The organism is Rhodococcus sp. T7 (genome assembly GCF_009872365.1).
Classification (GTDB): Bacteria; Actinomycetota; Actinomycetes; order Mycobacteriales; family Mycobacteriaceae; genus Rhodococcus_F.
The window spans coordinates 22163-37220 of record NZ_WXYH01000372.1 but is presented as its reverse complement, the minus strand read 5'-3'; the positions used below and the strand labels follow the sequence as shown (position 1 = coordinate 37220).

At 64.7% G+C, this 15058-nt stretch carries 14 protein-coding genes and 1 pseudogene; 9 read left to right on the top strand and 6 right to left on the bottom strand.

Annotation, left to right across the window (positions count from 1 at the left end; translation table 11 throughout):
* Positions 1 to 249 precede the first annotated feature (249 nt).
* The 3 genes and pseudogenes from MLGJGCBP_RS40110 (at position 250) to MLGJGCBP_RS40100 (ending at position 2072) form a co-directional block, all read left to right on the top strand.
* Positions 250 to 633, top strand: coding sequence for an SDR family oxidoreductase (locus MLGJGCBP_RS40110; protein WP_236581655.1), 384 nt, complete (start codon positions 250 to 252; stop codon positions 631 to 633).
* 214 nt (positions 634 to 847) lie between these two features.
* Positions 848 to 1615, top strand: a pseudogene (gene fabG / locus MLGJGCBP_RS40105) (3-oxoacyl-ACP reductase FabG); the annotation flags it as partial.
* Between the two features lies 1 nt (position 1616).
* Positions 1617 to 2072 (top strand): MaoC family dehydratase, encoded by a 456-nt coding sequence (locus MLGJGCBP_RS40100; RefSeq protein ID WP_160102848.1) that lies wholly within the window; start codon positions 1617 to 1619, stop codon positions 2070 to 2072.
* Between the two features lie 856 nt (positions 2073 to 2928).
* Here the strand turns inward: MLGJGCBP_RS40100 and MLGJGCBP_RS40095 are convergent.
* A complete protein-coding gene (locus MLGJGCBP_RS40095) occupies positions 2929 to 3624 on the bottom strand; it encodes a S1 family peptidase (protein ID WP_236581654.1) in 696 nt (231 codons plus the stop codon).
* Between the two features lie 1315 nt (positions 3625 to 4939).
* Here MLGJGCBP_RS40095 and MLGJGCBP_RS50860 point away from each other — a divergent pair.
* Both MLGJGCBP_RS50860 and MLGJGCBP_RS40090 read left to right on the top strand, forming a co-directional pair.
* Entirely contained in the window at positions 4940 to 5080 is a 141-nt protein-coding gene (locus MLGJGCBP_RS50860; RefSeq protein ID WP_201453331.1) for a hypothetical protein, read from the top strand.
* A 115-nt stretch (positions 5081 to 5195) separates the two neighbouring features.
* A complete protein-coding gene (locus MLGJGCBP_RS40090; RefSeq protein WP_160102866.1) occupies positions 5196 to 5468 on the top strand; it encodes a hypothetical protein in 273 nt (90 codons plus the stop codon).
* Between the two features lie 687 nt (positions 5469 to 6155).
* On the opposite strand, the gene MLGJGCBP_RS40085 is transcribed toward MLGJGCBP_RS40090, so the two are convergent.
* A complete protein-coding gene (locus MLGJGCBP_RS40085) occupies positions 6156 to 6929 on the bottom strand; it encodes an SDR family NAD(P)-dependent oxidoreductase (protein ID WP_160102846.1) in 774 nt (257 codons plus the stop codon).
* Positions 6930 to 7044: 115 nt separating this feature from the next.
* Between MLGJGCBP_RS40085 and MLGJGCBP_RS40080 the strand changes: the two genes are divergently transcribed.
* Positions 7045 to 7647: a TetR/AcrR family transcriptional regulator gene (locus tag MLGJGCBP_RS40080; RefSeq protein WP_160102844.1), complete on the top strand. Its 603-nt coding sequence runs from the start codon at positions 7045 to 7047 to the stop codon at positions 7645 to 7647.
* A gap of 57 nt (positions 7648 to 7704) precedes the next feature.
* On the opposite strand, the gene MLGJGCBP_RS40075 is transcribed toward MLGJGCBP_RS40080, so the two are convergent.
* On the bottom strand, positions 7705 to 8316 hold the full coding sequence (locus MLGJGCBP_RS40075; RefSeq protein ID WP_160102842.1) for an Rv1733c family protein: 612 nt from the start codon (positions 8314 to 8316) through the stop codon (positions 7705 to 7707).
* A 335-nt stretch (positions 8317 to 8651) separates the two neighbouring features.
* Here MLGJGCBP_RS40075 and MLGJGCBP_RS40070 point away from each other — a divergent pair, with 335 nt between their 5' ends.
* From MLGJGCBP_RS40070 to MLGJGCBP_RS40060, 3 genes are all read left to right on the top strand, one after another.
* On the top strand, positions 8652 to 10046 hold the full coding sequence (locus MLGJGCBP_RS40070; protein ID WP_160102840.1) for a flavin monoamine oxidase family protein: 1395 nt from the start codon (positions 8652 to 8654) through the stop codon (positions 10044 to 10046).
* A gap of 46 nt (positions 10047 to 10092) precedes the next feature.
* Positions 10093 to 10986, top strand: coding sequence for a dihydrodipicolinate synthase family protein (locus tag MLGJGCBP_RS40065; RefSeq protein WP_160102838.1), 894 nt, complete (start codon positions 10093 to 10095; stop codon positions 10984 to 10986).
* A 63-nt stretch (positions 10987 to 11049) separates the two neighbouring features.
* Positions 11050 to 12483, top strand: coding sequence for an alanine/glycine:cation symporter family protein (locus tag MLGJGCBP_RS40060; RefSeq protein ID WP_236581653.1), 1434 nt, complete (start codon positions 11050 to 11052; stop codon positions 12481 to 12483).
* A 138-nt stretch (positions 12484 to 12621) separates the two neighbouring features.
* On the opposite strand, the gene MLGJGCBP_RS40055 is transcribed toward MLGJGCBP_RS40060, so the two are convergent.
* The 3 genes from MLGJGCBP_RS40055 to MLGJGCBP_RS40045 form a co-directional block, all read right to left on the bottom strand.
* Positions 12622 to 13371, bottom strand: coding sequence for a class I SAM-dependent methyltransferase (locus MLGJGCBP_RS40055; RefSeq protein WP_236581652.1), 750 nt, complete (start codon positions 13369 to 13371; stop codon positions 12622 to 12624).
* Between the two features lie 221 nt (positions 13372 to 13592).
* The gene (locus tag MLGJGCBP_RS40050) at positions 13593 to 14171 is read right to left on the bottom strand and encodes a dihydrofolate reductase family protein (protein ID WP_160102832.1); all 579 of its coding nucleotides are present in this window, start codon (positions 14169 to 14171) and stop codon (positions 13593 to 13595) included.
* Positions 14168 to 14962, bottom strand: coding sequence for a ferritin-like domain-containing protein (locus MLGJGCBP_RS40045; RefSeq protein ID WP_160102830.1), 795 nt, complete (start codon positions 14960 to 14962; stop codon positions 14168 to 14170). The genes MLGJGCBP_RS40050 and MLGJGCBP_RS40045 overlap by 4 nt, the downstream gene beginning before the upstream one ends.
* Between the last annotated feature and the right edge of the window lie 96 nt (positions 14963 to 15058).

Below are 15058 nucleotides of genomic sequence, written 5' to 3'. Positions count from 1 at the left end.
TCGACAGAAGATCTTCGACGGCCTACTCGACCGCCTCGACGGGGACGCGGCCTCTTGACGATCACCCGCATAACCATACGGTCCCTCGCAGACTTCAATGGAACTCCCTGGGCGGTGTGGTGACTGGTTGGCACCTTCACCGTCACCGCCCAGGCCTAAAGTTCCTGATCGACACGACGAGCAAGGAGTGGGGACTTTTACCTGGCCACCACCGGGGACCTCAACCTGGCCACCAGTGGAGACTTTTCCATGGCCACGGACACCGACCGGCCCGCTCGTGTCATCAACATCGGCAGCGTGGATGCCCTGGCTACACCGAGCTGGGAGAACTACTCCTACAGTGCGAGCAAAGCCGGGCTGCACATGGTCACCCGCCATTTAGCCAAGAAACTGGCCTCCGACGGCATCACCGTCAACGCGATCGCCCCCGGCCCGATCTTGACGGAGATGCTCGGACACGTAGCTGCGGATCCAGAGGCTGAGGCGGAACTCCTCGAGCGCGTTCCGCTGGGCCGCTACGGACAAACCGAGGACCTGATCGGCACGGTCCGGTTCCTGGCCTCCCGTGCCGGCTCTTATCTGACCGGCATCATCATTCCGCTCGACGGCGGGATCTCCGGCTGCGCCGGCTGAACGTTCGCCTCCACACTCTTCCACGCCCAACAAGCCCCGATTCGAGGAACCCCGCGAACTCGGCGTCGAACGAGCAGCGATTGCAGACACACGACACGCAATTTGGACTCGAAACAACATGCATAGCCAGGGGATCAGGGCATGGCCCTCATCCTCGAACGGCTCTCCTGAGCCGAAGTCACATCGATCCAATCCCTGAGAGGAACCCCATCTCGTGAGCACATCACCTCATCCCGAACACCGCCGTACCGCAATCGTCACCGGCGCCGCACGGGGAATCGGAGCTGCCGTCGCACAGCGGCTCGCAGCAGACGGCCACGCCGTCGCCGTCCTCGACCTCGACGAAGGTGCCGCCCAGTGCGTGGTCGACACGATCGTCCAGGCCGGAGGTACCGCACTTGCCGTCGGCGCAGATGTCTCCAACGGAGCCTCTGTCGAGAAAGCAGTGGACAAGATCGCGACCGAGCTTGGAGCAGCGGTCGTTCTCGTCAACAACGCCGGCGTCACCCGCGACAATCTTCTATTCAAAATGTCGGCCGCCGACTGGGATACCGTCATGAACGTCCACCTACGTGGCTCGTTCCTGATGACGCGCGAAGTCCAGGGGAACATGACCGAGGCCGGTTTCGGACGAATCATCAACCTCTCGAGCGTGTCAGCGCTCGGAAACCGCGGACAAGCCAACTACGCCTCGGCCAAAGCCGGGCTGCAAGGTTTCACCAAGACTCTCGCCCTGGAACTCGGCAGATTCGGTGTTACCGCCAACGCCGTTGCGCCCGGTTTCATCGAGACCGAGATGACAGCCGCGACAGCAGCGCGAATGGGAATGACATTCGACGAACTCAAAAGGAAGGCGGCCGCTGACATCCCCGTCGCCCGCGTCGGGGTCCCCGAAGACATCGCACACGTGATCTCGTTCCTTGCGAGTGAAGAAGCCGGATTCATCTCCGGGCAGGTTCTCTACATCGCTGGAGGACCCAAGTATGAAAACAATCAACGGAATCGACGAACTGCACGCCGTAGCGCACACCCGAATCGGCTACTCGTCATGGCACACCGTCACCCAGGAGAAGATCGACGCGTTCGCTGACGCGACGGGTGACCACCAGTGGATTCACATCGATCCCGTACGGGCTGCTGACGGACCGTTCCGCGCCACCATCGCTCACGGACATCTGCTGACCTCGATGATCCCGATGCTTGTATGGGAGGTCTACACCATCACCGGCGTCCGAATGGGAATCAACTACGGGTCGAACAAGGTTCGATTCCCAGCACCCGTGCCCGTCGGCTCACGGATACGGGCCGCGGTTGATATTGCGAACGTTGACACCGTTCTCTCAGGCGTCCAAGTTGTCACGGCCGTCACGATCGAACGAGAGAATGCCGACAAGCAGGTCTGTATTGCCGAGATTGTCAGCATCTACGTTCCGAATTAGCGTCGCACGCTTCCGTGCAAGACCCCACGAGCGAGGCCTGGGTCGTGGTCGCGATGGTGCTCACCGCTCTCGCCGCGGATTGCTCGCCCTGCAGATCGCCCCGCTCCCAATAACACGCACTCACCACACCCGACGACGGCGCGCAACTCCGGCGCCTTCGGATCGTGACCGGCCTGTTCAACCTTTTGGGGCTGCTCGTGGTGGTGCTGATGATCGTGCGTCCCGGATCGAGTTACGGATAACCGGGGTGCTGCGGGCCCTGGCAGTGCTCTCGGCGCTGGCCGCCCGTCCATACTCGAATTGGCATTACTTCTCCTTGGGTATCTCCACCGCAGTTCGCGTCGGTCGTGCGCCACTCCTGCCTGCGCGGTCATCGCCCGAGAAGGCCCGAATTCCGCAGCCGGTTGCGACGCGTGTCATCTACGAGCCCCTAGCCAAGCGGGGCTCCAACCGTCAGGTGGGTTGCCCGTTGGCCCAGGGGACTTCTCACCCGATGAGGACTACGAACAAGTCCTCGAACCTGCCGATATGAGATCCGGAAACAACACAGAGACAGGGAAGTCGATTGCAGTTCGAGCTGAGCCACGAACGCGCAGGCCGGACTGGCGGTGCGGACAGGCGCTTGCAACTGAACACCTGCAGGAACTTCTGCCAGTCGAACTCGCGGGCGTGTGCACCGATAATTCGGCGTCGAGTTCGTCTAGAGGTCGGACGTATGATCGACGGACCGCCGGGCGACCATGCGGAAGGATGGACAATGGACAATTGGTGGCTGTACTACAGTCCCTTTCCTCAACCTGTCCGAGACTGGTTGTGGCTGATCGTGCAGCAGCTGTGATTGCCCGTGGGATGTGGGTCAATTGTTGGTGACGACGAAGCCCTTACCGACAGGGTTGGGTTGGGCGTTGATACCGTCGAGGACGGCAGCGAACTTGATGTACTCGAACGCGAAGAGTGCAGGGTCGAATCCGCGGACCAGGCCCACGATCTCGGAGTTGTTCTGAAGTACGGGACCCCCGGAGTCGCCACCGCCTGACTGGGCGTTGCTGTAGAAACGAGTCGTGTTCTGCGAGGTGATCGACCCGCAATGAATTCCGGTGCCGGCTCCGTCCTTGCAATGGGGACCGACCGGGTCGGAGGCGCCGATCCCGTCGACCCGGGCACTGGGACCATTCGATGTGAGTACCGCGTCAGCGTTCAGGCGAAGGACCACCCAGTCGACGCCGGTCCCGCCGCCGGGACTGCGGTACACGATGTTCCCGATGTGTTCCCGCGGTCCGGTCGGCGAATAGCGGTAGACGGGCGCACCGTCGGGTGCGTCGTCGACACAATGGGCGGCGGAGATGCCGATCTTATTGCCGAGCGAGTCGGAACCGACGACGCCCATCGTGCAGAACTCGATGACGCCGGGTGGGTGCGGCACCGGGTTCAGGTCGTCGGTCCAGGGAATGCCGTTGGACACGACACCGGTGGCTGATGCCGCCGGCGTGTTGACCAGGAATGCGCCGAGGGTGGCTGTGAGACACGCAAGAAACCCGTATAGCCTTCTCAATTGGATTCTCTCTTCTTGGCGGCCTCGAGGGACTTTCTCGAGGCCGTTCTTCGTGGTGGTGAGCTGGGCTCAGTGTGACGATTTCTCCACGGCTGACTGTCGGGAGCCGCAAAGCAGCGGAACCCTTGTCTGCCGGACGCCGATCATCCGGTCACAGCGGATGCAGATCGTGCCCCGGGCACCCCGGGTGGAGGAGCCTTGCTCAGTTCGGTGCTGGGGCAGCACAAGCACGTGGATGCGTCCACGGCGAGCGGGGTGTGGCACTGATCGGAGTGACGGATGGTGCAGACGTCGCGTGCGACGGGGGAGCGGTGGAGCAGATCGTGCATCGGGGGCCTCGACTTGCAGGGTGCAGGAGTTGTTCGACTCCCACACTCCTCGCGAGATGTCCATTCGGCGACGGCAGAACGACCGGTAGACATACCTATTTCGTGCCCAGGGCTGCCTGTCGGGTGAGATCCGCACGGTGAAGTTCGTAGATGTGACCGCCGAGGTCGACTGCGCAGTTGCGGCGACTGTGACTGGCGGACAGAGTGATTCGCGCGCGATGCGGCGAGGAATGACTTGCTTGGAGGGGGCACGTCAGCCGAGGGTCGCCACATCGGAGATGCTCACACGGCGGTGGCAGCTTCGGTGATGTGTTGTAGCGCAGCCCCCGCCAACGATGTAAATCAGCGGGCAGGGGCGCTACACGGACAACCTGCGCGTAGTAACGAGCAGCGCATCACCGATCTTCGTGAGCCGGAGCAGGGAAGTCCAGAGAGTGTGATCCATGCCACTGCACTATCTTCGCACCTTCCGAATTACCGACTGGTAAGTGCGATTTCAATGTTCTCGTGCGCCGTGCGCGATCCGGTTTGAGTTGCTCGGGCGCCAGCCTGCGACAGGGGTGTGCGGCCGATTATTCTGTGCTTCAGCGCGTCTGATTGCTCTCGGGACCGCTCTCCGTGATCGAGTACGTGCGGCGAGTGGCGTACCTGCCGTTGTCGCCGACAACCAACAGCGCAGTCGACCCACTGCCTGGCGGCCGGGCCGGCACCCCGGCACGATCGGTGCCGGCCACGCGAAATGCGAGGGGGCAGGGTGTGGACGCCAACGATGTGATGTAAGACACAGCTGAATTTGTGGGGGAGGTCTGGCGCTCGGGATGTCTGGTTGCAACTCTTAGCCGAGACCCAAGCCCTCATACCCAGATACGAGTATGGGTGGGGGTATTTCGGCCAATGTGCAGGTGTCGAAGTCGGTCCAAGGTAGCTGGTATGCCGCGTCATCGACGTGGCAACCGAGAATATCTGCACGTGAGAGAAGAGTTGCCATGGCATCTATCGCCGAGAATCTGGGTAGCAATCTGCTGAATACATTGCGGGTCAGTGTGGTTGGCACTGTTCTGTACGCCGGGTTCATCATGGGACTGGTCGTGGTGGCGGTGTGGAAGTTCCCGATGCCCGGCGTGTAGACGCCGCACCTCATGGCCCCGGGTCGGTGGCGGCGAAGTGCCGGTGGCTCCGAGCGGCCGGTGATCAATCGCGCGGAACCTATGGGCGGCTCCTGTTGGAGTGGAGGGAATGACAATGTTCGGGACGAGCATCGACGCGATGGTTGCTCTACTGGTGACTGCACTGGTGGTGGTTCCCGTCGCGTTCGGTGTGGCGGCGCGAGCGGACGCGAAGGTCCGTGGTCTTTCACAGTCCCGAGTTCCCGATCCGGACCCGAGGAGGTCGGTCGCGGACGTGGACGGGCGGCGCGATCAATGGCGGCAGCTGGCAACGCGGGCGTGGCTGATCTGCTGCGGCGCCTCGCTGGTCGCAGTGGCGGTGGTGGGGGTCCTGATCTGTGTCGGGTGAAGTCGACGACGGGCGCCGGAAGTGCGCCGGTATGAGTTTGCGCGTGTTGGTCGGGACGGGCTGAACCCGAGGCGTCGACCCCCCGGCTGGAGTATCAACACAGATTGAAAACCTTTCAGCCGCTGCGACTTACGCGCTCGATGTCGCCCCAAGGCGCGGTGTGTCACCCGGGTGAGTCGATGCGGGATTTCGGCACGACCGGTCCGCACCAATCCCTGCTGGCCAGTAAAGGTTTGGCTGGCGCGGTATCGAATTTTCGACCTGTTCCTGCGTGTTCGGGTGCGAGGATATGGTAGAACGCCACCCGCTTCGTTCGGTATCAGGCATGGCGAGGCCCGCCCGTACGACGGTGCCGTCGTACGGGCGGGGTGATCCCCCGACGCGCACCAGGGGGGTGGTGCGGTCGTGGAGTGCAGCACCGATCCCTCAAAAGGGGGCGCATGTTGCCTGTCTGTGGCTGCGCGGGGTGTGCTGCCTGCGTGTCTGCGAGTGAAGTTGTGGGTCGGACATTGTGTCCGGCGGCCTCCTTCTCACGATTCGGCGGGTTTCGATGTGCTTCCAATTGTGTGGTGATCTGCGACGTTGCGCATGGGTCGTTTGACGTATGGACGTACCTGTTTCTGCGGTTCGCGTAATTCTTGCCGGTCGTGTGCGTTGCGTCGGTTTCGGCTTTTGCCGCGGGCGCGTCTACACGGTGTTGACCGCGACGCGTCCGCCGTCGACGTCGAGGACGGTTCCGTGGATGAAGTGGGCGTCGTCGGAGGCGAGGTAGAGCACGGCGGCGGCGATGTCTTCGGCGGTGCCCGGCATGCCGGCGGGTGTGGAGTGCATCAGGGTGTCGGCCGGGGAGTCGGTGTCGGGTCCGGCGGGGCGGATGACGCCGGGGGAGACGGCGTTGACGCGGAGTCCTCGGGGCCCGAATTCGGCGGCCCACGATCGGGTCAGGCTTTCCACCGCGGCTTTGGATGACGCGTAGACGGGGCCGTGGGGGATGCCGAGGCGGGCCACCCAGGAACCGAGGTTGACGACGACCCCACCACCGTTGCCGATCAGGTGTGGGGCGAAAGCCTGCATCAGGAAGATGGGCGCTTTGACGTTCACGGCGTAGATGCGGTCGACGGCGTCGTCGTCGACGGTCAGCGTGCCGGACGGCGGGAAGACGCCGGCGTTGTTGACGAGGATGTCGAGCTGCCCGCCGGTCAGATGCAGTGTCTGTTCGGCGAGGGTGCGGCTGGTGGCGGAGGTGCCGTCGAGGTCGGCGGGGAGGAAGTCGGCGCGGCCTCCCACCGCGTGGATCGCGGCGACGGTGTCGTTCCCGCGGGTGGTGTCGCGGCCGGAGACGATGACGTGTGCGCCTTCGGCGGCGAAGGCGAGGGCGATGGCACGGCCGATGTGGGAGGTCGATCCGGTAACGAGAGCGGTGCGGCTACGGAGTCGGTTGCCGGTGAGGTGATTGGTCATGTCCCGAACGGTAGGAACAATCTTTTGGACCAGCAAGTCCAGAAAACTTTGTGTGACCGCGAGCAATAGCAGTAGGACGGGTTTCTCCGGTCCAGAATTGCGCTACCGTTGCCACGTGCCGATCACTGCGAAGGGACTCGCGACCCGACAGCGCATCGTCGAGGGTGCGGCGACGCATCTTCGGGGTGGTGAGCCGGGCCGGGTCACGCTCGACGACATCCGCGCGATCACCGGCACCAGCAAGGGGCAGCTGTTCCACTACTTTCCGGGCGGCAAGGAGGAACTGCTACTTGCCGTCGCCGTCTTCGAGGCGGACCGGGTTCTCGACGATCAGCAACCGCACCTCGGCGCGCTGACGACGTGGGCGGCGTGGTTGAGGTGGCGGGAGGCGTTGGTCACCCGGTACCGCGCTCAGGGGGCGCACTGTCCGCTCGGTTCGCTGCTGGCGCAGGCGGGCGGAACTCCGGGGGCGTCCGAGGTGGTCCGAACAATGTTGGCGCAGTGGCGGACCCACGTCGCGGCGGGGATCGAGGCGATGCAAGCGACGGGCGAGGTGCGGGCGGAGGTAGATGCGTCGCGCACTGCATCCGCGTTCATCGCGGGTATTCAGGGTGGGGTACAGGTTCTGCGGTCGACGGGCAGTGTCGAGGATCTCGAAGCCGTCCTCGACACTCTGATCGACTACCTTCGCGGCCCGGAATCACCCACTACCTGCTGATCGGCTCGGATACCGCAGGGCGCGCGGATGCTCGCCGCACTCCGGCTCACCGAGGCGCTATCCCGGTGGTTTGTCGAGCTGTTTCCATTCGTATGCCCATTGCCGCAGTCGCTTTCGGCGCAGCAGCGTGCGTGTGAGTGCGGTGGGGATGAGGAGAGCGCCGGCGGACAGTGCCCAGACTCCGGTTGCCGCGGTCGCCGCGAGAGCCGTGTTTTGCCCGCCGCTGGGGATGGGTCCGGTGAGGTTGCCATCGGCGCCGATGCTGATGGTGATTGTCTGGCCGGCCTTGGCGGGAGCGTCGGTGGGCACGATGGCGGTGTGCTCGCCGTGGGGTGTCGTCCAGCGGGCGCGGGCGCTGTCTTCGCTGCCGTCGGGGCGGAGGGCGCCTTCGGGGGTGTCGGGTGCGGGATGGGTGTCCTCGAGTAGGACGGCCGGCACCTGGTGCTGATCAGCCCGGAGCGCGCGGGTCTGTTGTTCGAGCCGGGCGTGGGTGGCGGTTCCGAATGCCGCGGCGAACGGGATCGCCAGCAGTATCAGCACGGCGGTGATCAGGATGACGGCAGCTTCGGCCCGGTCGCTCGGCCGCATGAGGTGGTTGCGGCTCCACGGGCTCAGTCGCCACCACCGGGTCGGGGTGGGTACCGGTGCCGATTCCTCCGGGCGACGCATGGCTCACCTCCCGTACGGGCCTGTTCGCGGTCTCCACTCTCGATTGTGCCCAAATCTGAGGTAATGACGCCTTCATAACCGGACGGTCAGTTTGCCGCAGCCATCGGAATCGCCGAAATTTTCACGCTTCGGGATTGCGTGATCTGTGATCACAACTTAGTCTTGACTGGTCCGGGTATGACGGGCATCACCATCGGACCCGATATGTGCGACTCGACCCGGCCTGGCTTTCCACGGCGCTACCGCAAGCCAGGACGGGCGTCCCGAAACAAGGATTCGCCGGAAACTCGCCGATGCCTCCGGTGGGGACGCGGCGCTAGTCAAGGAGATATGAAGTGCGAGATGTAGTTGTTGTCGGCGCGGGCCTGGCCGGACTCTCAGCCGGTTGGCGGCTGCGTCATTGGGACACCCTTGTACTGGAGTCCGACGAGCGCGTCGGTGGCCGTATTCGCTCCGAGCGTCGCGGCTCGTACTGGCTGAACTGGGGCGGCCACGTGTTCGCCGGCCCCGGATCTTCGACCGAAGCCCTGCTCAACGAGGCCGGCGTCATGTCGGTCGACATTCCCGGGTCGCTTCAGGCGCTCTCCATGAACGGCAAGTTCCTCGAGAAGGGGCACATCGCCACGTACCCCTTCCGGATCCCGATGTCCCTGTCGGCGCGGATGGCGACCATGCGTGCCGGAATGAAGATCGTCGCGGGCGTCGGAAAGTACACCCGCGTGGTGCGGACCCGCGCCGGTGAGTCCGGTGCAATGCGACAGCAACGAATCTACAACTTCGCGAACGACGAGTCCTTCCTCGATTTCGTCGGGGACCTGCCGGAGGATGCGGCGGCCCTGTTCAAGACGACCGTCACCCGGTCGGCCGGAAACATGGACCAGATCTCGGCCGGTGCGGGCATCGGATACTTCAGCCTGGTGCTCGGATTCGGACAGGGCCTGAGCCGGGGCATCGTCGGCGGCCCCTCCACCCTCACCGAAGCCCTCGCCGCGTCGCTGGGCGACCGCGTCCAGTTGGGTGCCGAGGTGCAGGAGGTCGTCCACAAGAAGGAATCGGTCGTCGTCCGCTACCGCCAGGACGGCCGTGACCACGAGGTCGAGGCGCGCACCGTCGTTCTCGCCACGACCGCGGACGTGTCCCATCGGGTCGGTGTCGATCTGCCGCAGGATCTACGTGACGCGCTCGCGCACGTCAAGTACGGACCCCACGTCAGCTCGGCGTTCCTCACCGACGAGAAGACGAAGCAGCCGTGGGACGACATCTACGCCATCGCCGCCCCGAAACGGTCCTTCGCCATCGCCCTGAACCAGGCAAGCATCGTGCGCGGCAGCGAGTCCGTACGGCAGCCGGGCGGCAGCTTCATGACGTTCTCGCCGGCAGCCCTGGGCCAGGCACTGCTCGACAAGAGTGACGAAGAGGTCGTACAGACCCACCTCGCCGATCTCGAGCAGATCCTCGGGCCCGGATTCTCCGACACGGTCGTCGAGGCCAAGGCCGCGCGATGGAAGAATGCGTCGCCCTACAGCTTCCCGGGCCGCGCGAAGCTGCAGCCCACGCTGACTCGTGGAGCGGGTCGCGTCTTCCTGGCCGGCGACTATCTCGGAACGCTCTACACGGAAACGTCGATCACCTCCGGATTCTCCGCCGCACAAGAGGTGACGAGTGTGCTTGCCACACACCGTCAGACACGTCACAGCAGCCCCGTGGCTGCACAGGCCGCCAGCGCCTGACATTCCGCACACCCAACGCCCGCCAAACGATCCAGGAGTCACTTTTATGTCCAAGCAACTCAGCGGTGTCCTCACTGCATTGACCACCCCGTTCGACGCCGACGAGCAGATCGACGTGAACAAGCTGAAGGTCGTGGTGGACCGCTCGATCAAGGCGGGCGTCGACGGTGTCGTCGCCGCGGGATCGACCGGTGAGGTCGGGGCGCTGTCGTCGGACGAGCGTCTGCGGCTCGTCGACACGGTCATCGAGCACGCCGATGGCCGGGTGCCCGTCATCGCTCAGACCGGTGCCACGACAACTGCCGAAGCCATCCGGCTTTCCCGCGCCGCCGAGAAGTCGCGCGCGGACGTGCTCATGCTGATCACCCCATTCTACGAGCCGCTCTCGACCGAAGAGACGGTGACCTACATCAAGGATGTCGCGTCGTCGGTGGAACTGCCGATCATGCTGTACAACATCCCCGCGGTCACCGGGGTGAACCTGGACCCCGCCACCGTGCGCTCGCTGGCCGAAGAGGTCGACAACATCCGTTACATCAAGGACTCGAGCGCGAACTGGGAACAGGCACTGCAGCTGATCCACCACCACGGTGACGTGATAGGTACGTTCATCGGCTGGGACTCCTACATCTACAGCGCCCTGGTCGAGGGTGCTGCCGGAGTCATGGCGGGTGCCGCGAATGTGGTTCCGGACGAGATCGTCGCAGTAAACCGGCTCATCGCCGACGGCGACCTGCACGGCGCGCTCGCCAAGTGGCGCGACCTGTACCCGGTGATCGATTCGATGATCTCCGTTCCGTTCATCTCCGCCGTCAAGGCGGGACTTGCCCTGCAAGGCGAGCCGGTCGGCGCTCCCCGTCGACCCACGGCCGAGCTCCCCGCCGAGCAGGTCGAGCGAATCGGACGGGCTCTGACGAAGCTCGCTGACCGGAACGGGTAAATCGTGCCGGACATCGACTGGGCCGAGTTACTCACGACTCTGGCAGACGGAATTTGGGGACCGATGGCCTATGTCGTACTGGGCCTGGGGTTGGCGTACACCATTGCCATGAAAGGCATTCAGTTCCGGCGCATTCCCGACATGATTCGCCAGCTGAGGGAGCACAGCGAGGGCGAGGGAGGCCTGTCCTCCTTCCAAGCGCTCGTGCTCGCTCTCGGGAGCCGCGTCGGTGTCGGGAGCATCGCGGGCGTCGCCACCGCGGTCGGCGGTGGTGGACCGGGCGCACTGCTGTGGATGGCCGTGACGGGACTCGTCGGCTGCACCGTCGGGTACGCCGAGGCCACCCTGGCACAGGTGTTCAAACGGCAGGTGGAGGACGAAGACCGGCAGAAGGCCGGCGAGGACATCGGCGGCATGCCGTACTACATCAAGTACGGCCTGAAGCTTCCGAAGGTCGCGGCGCTCATCGCGTTTCTCGGCCTGGTCGGCTACGGCTTCATGTTCCCCGGGTTCCAGGTCAGCACCATCGCGTCCAGCGCTCAGCTGGCGTTCGGATTGCCGAGCTGGGTGCCTGCGGTCTTCGTCACCGCACTGATCGCCCTGGTGATCTTCGGCGGCACGACGCGGATCGTCAAAGTTACCCAGACGCTCGTTCCAACTCTTGCAATCGGGTACCTCGTGCTGGCACTGGCCGTGATCTTCGCGAACCTCGAAAGCGTCCCCGACGCAATCAAGCTCATCGTGAACTCGGCCTTCGGTCTCGATCCCGTTCTGGGCGGCATCGCGGGCGCCGCAGTCGCGTGGGGTGTTCGCCGGGCGGTCTTCGCGTCGGCGAACGGCATCGGTGAGGCCACCTTCGCGGCCGCGGCGGCACGGACCTCGCATCCCGGAAAGCAGGGCCTCGTCCAGACGTTCAGCATCTACATCGATGTCCTGCTGATCTGCATGGCAACGGGTTTGATGATGGTGGTGTCCGGCCAGTACAACGTCTCGGACGGCTCCGGCGGACATCTCGTCGAGAATCTTCCCGGCGTCGAGGCAGGCCCGAACTGGGTCCAGAAGTCCATCGACACACTGGCGCCGGGATGGGGTGCGGGCTTCATCGCGGTCGCCGTGTTCCTGTTCGGCTTCACCTGCCTGCTGCTGTACTACTACGTGGCGAACTCCAATCTTCTGTTCCTTCTGAACGGGCGAAAGGGTCCGGTGCCCAGGCTGATCCTCAAGGTCGGCACACTCGCGATCGTCTTCGTGGGCTCCGTGGTGAACGCCGGAATCGTCTGGGCCATCGGCGACATCGGGCTCGGGATGATCGCCTGGATCAACCTCGCCTGCCTGGTACTGCTGTTCCCCATGGTCTACAAGGTCTACCGCGACTTCGAGCAGCAGAAGAAGCAAGGACTCGACCCGACCTTCGACCCGAAGTCGCTCGGCATCGAAGGAGCCGACTTCTGGGAGGAAAGCACCGCCACAGCCGCCACGGCGGATCGCAAAGACTGAGCCTTTCGTTCGAGGACCGTGCACAGCGTCGTATCGACGCAGTGCACGGTCCTCGAGGGCACCGCTGCAGGCGTCGACCGAACGCACTCGACGACTACTCACGCACCGAACACATCAAGTACAACCGTGGACGCTGACCTACCGCCGATCCGCGCAAGGAATCGTGGCGGGGGTCAGTGCGACGAGCCACGTCCTGTAGTGCTCGACCACGGTGCCTCCGAGGTCCCGGACAGCGGCGGCAGCCTGGTCGGCCTCCTCCGAGGTCCAGTCGCTGAACGTCGAGAACAGCCGGAACACTTGCCGGTCGTTCAGCTCGATGTTCCACCGGAACGTGCGGACCACGTCGACGGTGAACAGGCCCGAACGAGTCAACTCTGCGGTGAGCGCGGAAACATCCTCCGGATCGGGTCCGGGGCGTGGTGGTGCGCCGCGGTCCTGCACGATCCGTGCGACACACTCCCGGAACGGGGTCCTGGCGTCGGGATCTCCGAAGACGTTCCGCCACACCAGGAACCTCCCATCGTGGGTCAGCGCGCGGTGGACCTTCGGACGAGCGATATCGAGATCGATCCAGTGAATCGATGTCGCCGCGATTGCGGTGTCGAAGGCATTCTCGGGAAGCTCGACGTCCTCGACGCGTTCGACGATGACGGTCGCGTCCGGATGTGCGCCTCGGAGGCGTGCGGCGAGCCGTGGGCCGGGCTCCACTGCGGTGACACTCAGGCCCGCGGCGAGCAGGGGACCGGTCGCCTGCCCTGTTCCCGCTCCGATGTCCAGGGCGCGGAGGCCGGGCTCGAGAACGCCGAGACCGCGAAGACTGTCCCACAGCGCCGGCGGATACGGCGGCCGCGCGTCACCGTAGATGTCCGCGTGCGCCTCGAAATGCATCGGATCAACCATGCACGAAAGTCTAGATTCCTGTGCAGACCGGCACGGTCGTCGATCCGGCGGCAAGGGCCGTCGTACTGCGCACTCACCCACGAGTTCCGCGCCGTGGGTTTGCAGGCAGTACATCGAGCAGCAGCGGCGACCGCCCGTGCTCCCGGTAGGCCGCAGTCGATGCGCTGGCCCGGCCTTGAAGGACCGGGCTTACGCGCTACCCTCCGCGGTCAATGGAGGGTGGGTCGGTAGACGAGCTCCTGGATGTGACCGTCGAGCGTCCGGTTCTCGAGCAGCTCGAGGTCGAAGTCGGCCGCACCCTGGAAGATCGGGTCATCACCGGTCTGACCGGTGATCACAGGGAAGAGCGTCACCTGCAGGCGGTCGACGAGGCCGGCGGCCAGCAGCGCCCGGTTCATCGACAAGCTGCCGTGGGAGCGAAGGGGCACGTCGGACTCCTGCTTGAGCCGGGCGACGATGTCGACGGCGTCACCGCTGACGAGGGTCGCGTCCGGCCAGTCGAGAGGTCCTTCCAACGTCGTCGACACCACCGTTGCCGGCAGGCTCCTCATCCGCGTGACCCATGGGTCACGCACATCGGACTCCTCGGTGCTCGATGCCAGCATTTGCGCAAATGCCCGATACGTGTTGGCCCCGAATACCATCCGCTGCTCCGACTCGTACAAGCCAAGGCGGTGGTCGAGTAACTCAGGGCCCTGCTTGCCCCAGTAGCCTCCCCAGTCGCCGCCGCTGACGCCGCCGTAGCCGTCGAGGCTGGAAAAGACGTCGAAGGTGTAGGTCGCGGTCATGTCGTTCTCCTCGAGTCGCGTTTTGATCGATGCAGATACAGACTGGGAACCACTGCGAAACTCATCGTCGTCGTTGTGAGTCCGGTCCGGCCTGCTGTGCCGAAGGCCCGTGCGACGGCATTGTCGAACAGCCGCATGGTGTCGGCGACGAAAACCCGCCGTGTCACACCCAACACGCGCAGGGCCGGTCCGTGATCAAATGCGACGACCACCGCGACTGGCAACGCCAGTGCGCGCCAAGTCCGCCTGATCGCGGCCCGCACCTGCGCAGGGGTGTGGGCGAAGCCGGTGCTCAGGCGACAGCACTGGAACGGGACGTGGCGTCGTTCGTCGTCGAGGATTCGGTGGGACACCTCGGCCAAGAGTGCGTCGCCGCCGCCGTCGGCGAGCGCACGGTAGTAGCGCAGCGCAATAACTTCCGCGACGGTCAAGATCATGAGCTCGAGCCGTAACCCCATCAACCGACGCAATTGCACGAAAATGCTGTCGGACCAGTGCCGATCCACTGTCGGTACCCCGGCGGCGCGTAGCAGCGCCGCGAGCATCCGCGCATGGTTCTGTTCTTCGGCGACGAACAGTCGCACGGCGGCCTCGTAGTCGGGGTCGCCCGCAGCGTCTGCCTTGACGATCAGGTGGGCGCCGTCGCCGCTCTCTCCCACCTGAAACTTCTGCAGGCTCCGCGCCACGGCCGAATGAAGCTTGCACCCGCGTGACCAGTTGGGGTCGGGTTCCGCTGCGCGCCGCGCGGCCCGGTCCGCGAAGTCGGCGGTCCAGGCCTTCGACGTGCTCACACAGAAAGCGTAGAGCGGAACACGAGCGCCGCCACCTACACCGCGATCCCGGTCACCACCGCGCGGACACGTACACCCAATACGTTGCCGACACCT

Excerpts from the sequence above, each read along its gene's own strand:
- MLGJGCBP_RS40110 (WP_236581655.1), top strand. The coding sequence starts at position 250 with ATGGCCACGGACACCGACCGGCCCGCTCGTGTCATCAACATCGGCAGC.
- MLGJGCBP_RS40100 (WP_160102848.1), top strand. The coding sequence starts at position 1,617 with ATGAAAACAATCAACGGAATCGACGAACTGCACGCCGTAGCGCACACC.
- MLGJGCBP_RS50860 (WP_201453331.1), top strand. The coding sequence starts at position 4,940 with ATGGCATCTATCGCCGAGAATCTGGGTAGCAATCTGCTGAATACATTG.
- MLGJGCBP_RS40090 (WP_160102866.1), top strand. The coding sequence starts at position 5,196 with ATGTTCGGGACGAGCATCGACGCGATGGTTGCTCTACTGGTGACTGCA.
- MLGJGCBP_RS40085 (WP_160102846.1), bottom strand. The coding sequence starts at position 6,929 with ATGACCAATCACCTCACCGGCAACCGACTCCGTAGCCGCACCGCTCTC.
- MLGJGCBP_RS40075 (WP_160102842.1), bottom strand. The coding sequence starts at position 8,316 with ATGCGTCGCCCGGAGGAATCGGCACCGGTACCCACCCCGACCCGGTGG.
- MLGJGCBP_RS40065 (WP_160102838.1), top strand. The coding sequence starts at position 10,093 with ATGTCCAAGCAACTCAGCGGTGTCCTCACTGCATTGACCACCCCGTTC.
- MLGJGCBP_RS40060 (WP_236581653.1), top strand. The coding sequence starts at position 11,050 with ATGGCCTATGTCGTACTGGGCCTGGGGTTGGCGTACACCATTGCCATG.
- MLGJGCBP_RS40055 (WP_236581652.1), bottom strand. The coding sequence starts at position 13,371 with ATGCATTTCGAGGCGCACGCGGACATCTACGGTGACGCGCGGCCGCCG.
- MLGJGCBP_RS40050 (WP_160102832.1), bottom strand. The coding sequence starts at position 14,171 with ATGACCGCGACCTACACCTTCGACGTCTTTTCCAGCCTCGACGGCTAC.